Below are 3,207 nucleotides of genomic sequence, written 5' to 3'. Positions count from 1 at the left end.
AACGGCGACAGAAGGTGGACCGCTCCGCTTAACAGCCGGGACCTCATCGAACAGTCCATCCCGGAAAAGTACATCCCCTCTTTCCAGTACTATCCGGTTATCGAGAACCAGATTCCAAAGCAGAGCCTGGCGAAGATCAAGAACGCCCTTTCTGCGGTCTTCTATGCCGAGAACTCCTCTCCCAAAGAGCTTGAGGCCGAGATCGATATCTTCCTTTCTATTATTACCGAAGAGAAACTTGAGGCAGTCCAGCTGCTGGTCCAGTGGCTGAACAACTTCTTTGCTTCCGTCGAGGAGCAACAAAAACAACCGGTCTTGTCCCGGATCAATGACATTGTGGAGGTGAAATCCATGTTACTTACCAAAATGAAAGAGCATGACCAAATGATGCTCGAACAGGGCGAAAGGCAGCGGGCGGTCATCACCGCTAAAAAGATGCTGGCAAAAGGCTATTCTGTTCAGGAAATCGCCGAGCTTACCGGCCTCAGGCAACAGGAGATCGAGGCATTACGGGTACAGGATTAAAAAAAGGATTTTGCCCTTCCCGCCCCCTCCTCTACTTTTTATCCACAAACCAGCCGTATACCCAGCCTTCTTTTCCTTCAAAGCCTATCCGGTACCATACCGCTTCCATATCACCTATCTTCATCAGCTCTTTCGTCTCATCCTTAATCATCACTGCATCTCCCCGGTTCACATAGCCCAAGGTATCACTTTCAAGATTGGGAGCAGTTCTTACCCTCACCCGGTCATCGTTCACCACCCCATCAACATAATTTAAAGAACTCTCTCCAGCACTTTCATACCAGGCTCCTCTCCCTTCAGCATCCCATACGTTTTCTATCCGGTACAGATACACTCCTTCCGTGTCATAATCAAGAAAATAAATATCTCCGCTGGGATGTACGGCTGGTAAGGTGCTTGATATATTGTCGTCATATTGAAAAACATCAAGTACCCATCCTTCTTTATTGAAAATAAAAACATATTTTCGTAAAACATCCCAATACCAATTCCCATCGCTATCTTCCCCTATCAGAGACAGATTTCCACTTGTTTGCTTTAAAGGGCGAAATATATGTCTTTTATCATCTCTGTATTGGAGATCTTCTTCTATATTGTAGGTATCCAAGAAATATTGGATATATGTTTTATAATCCCTTGTCAAAGGTCTGCCTTCAATAAACAATCGGTTCTCCTCGTTTATGCTCAAACCAGCAAGATCTCCACGAGGATCATTCTTTATCAACTCTTGTACTTCTTCATTCCTTACCTCTTTCGTTTCTTCCCCTTCCTTATAAAAACAGACTATTCCTCCATCCTTCAACCACTGGAAGATATACCTCTTATAAGACACCACATTGGAAGCATCTTTCTCTCTTATTTCTGCCATACTATCAAGATGAAAATCTATTTCTATAACCTTCTCCCCTTGTCTATTCACTATTCCGTAGGCATTGCTGCTCTGCATTCCAAAAATAGTTGCTGTATCAACTTCTAAGAAATAGCTCTCTAAAAAATTGTAATACTCATCTTTGCAACCAATTACCTCTTCAACACTCCATAACTGATTCAACCCTTTTATTGCATAGTTCCAGGTGTCACTGATAAATAATTCACCTTCTTTGGAAAACGCCATGGAACTCGGTCCCGCATTTGCCCCAGGATCATGATTTTTTTTATACATGAATTCATTTCTTTCCTTGCCGATGCTAAAAGTAGCAACTTCTTCCTCTTGATACCTATGATAGGGTTCGGCTACAACAGGATATAGATATGTTATTAGTAACAAGGCCATCCAATATATACGTTTCATCCTCTTTCTCTCCTCTCATTTACTCATCAGACGAACAAGAAACCAGTTCTTTCCTTTCGCATTATAGTTTTCGATAGAATTGCCTTTTTGAACATATTGAATATAACCGTCCAACGTTGACTCAATCAATGTTATCTTTGCTATATCTGTCTCTCGTCCCAACTCCCCATATTCAATTTCCTGGACTATCGCTATATGATGCCCCTTACTGCTTCCTGTCACATCATCCCCGTAGAAGAAAATGTCCCCAGGTACTAGCTTCTCTACATTAAGAAATTTTGCTTCATCATTCTCAACATATTTATCATTGCTTGAAGTTATCTTCCTCGAAGCAGATCCAATGTACGGATATATCCTCGTATTACTATTTCTAACGGTATCATAGCAATTCATTACATTCGTGATGTCTTCACTTCCTACGCCATTCCCATACTCCGTCATCCCTTTCATCAGATCTCTCCAGACATATTCATTCCCGTCATAGCTCTTCGATCTCTGCACAAAACCAATACAATCTGTTCCAGCCTCTATTTCCCAGCCTCCAAAGATATCTCTTCCAACCACATCTGCTTCCACACTATCATCTAAAGAATCATGATTTTTATCATAATAGTAGATTCCAAGCCCAGGCAGATATGCTGTCGTCCCTCCATCTCTGCTCCTTTCGTAATTCCCATATATCCCTTCAGGGGCCTCTGCCGAATCCCAGCTATCGTCTTTCTCGTGTTGCAGCTTTTTCTCCAAAAGCATCTTTTTTATAAAATCAAAGGGACTATCCATACTTCCGGCATCTCCTTCCGCCTTTTCCCTCGGATGAGATGGATAACTATACGAGATACGCCCTCGAATGCTCTCTTTATCATCTGCGGCTCTTCTGATTGGACTATATGGAAAAATCTTGATATTCTGCCCCCCCGGCACATCTATTCCTACAGATTCACCGTTAAATGTTATCTGGCTACTATCCGCCATTGGTAAATCGTTCAAACCGGTAAACAAACTTACCCCATCATGATACCTGTTCCACTCATTCTCCTCACTGTTCCACGGATGCCTGTCGTTCCAGTCCTCTCCTCTTTCGCCTATGTACAGGTTCGCCCTCCACAACAGCTTCTTGTCGTACACCCCACAGAAATCACCTTCTTCTGCTCTCCCTCTCACCTCTCCTTCTCCGCTAAGCCCAAAGCTCAAAAGAAAATCATCTCCGGGACAAATCTTATCACCTATCGCCTTTATCACAAAACGCCCTATCCTTCCAGCGCCATCTCCTCTCCTTCCTTCAAGCCATACTCTCCCTTCATCATCACTCAGAAACGCCCACTCCTCTCCAAGCCCTTCTTCATCCCCATAGTACGACCCTTCGTAATCCACCTCATAGCTCCCATCTTCCT

The 3,207-nt window shown here is 43.3% G+C and carries 2 protein-coding genes and 1 pseudogene; 1 reads left to right on the top strand and 2 read right to left on the bottom strand.

The window, feature by feature from the left end; all coding sequences use genetic code 11:
* Positions 1-525 (top strand): annotated as a pseudogene (locus tag F459_RS24205) (Rpn family recombination-promoting nuclease/putative transposase); the annotation flags it as partial.
* A gap of 31 nt (positions 526-556) precedes the next feature.
* Here F459_RS24205 and F459_RS0121025 read toward each other — a convergent pair.
* Positions 557-1,816 (bottom strand): SH3 domain-containing protein, encoded by a 1,260-nt coding sequence (locus F459_RS0121025; RefSeq protein WP_020614629.1) that lies wholly within the window; start codon positions 1,814-1,816, stop codon positions 557-559.
* Positions 1,817-1,831: 15 nt separating this feature from the next.
* On the bottom strand, positions 1,832-3,207 hold a 1,376-nt coding region (locus F459_RS0121020), incomplete at its 5' end, for a hypothetical protein (RefSeq protein ID WP_211214029.1).

The organism is Sediminispirochaeta bajacaliforniensis DSM 16054, from assembly GCF_000378205.1.
GTDB lineage: Bacteria > Spirochaetota > Spirochaetia > DSM-16054 > Sediminispirochaetaceae > Sediminispirochaeta > Sediminispirochaeta bajacaliforniensis.
Note: the sequence above shows the minus strand (reverse complement) of the source record. Positions and strands in the feature narration are given on the sequence as shown.

What these genes read in the sequence shown, in the direction of transcription:
- F459_RS0121025 (WP_020614629.1), bottom strand. Translation starts at nt 1,816, where the DNA reads ATGAAACGTATATATTGGATGGCCTTGTTACTAATAACATATCTATAT.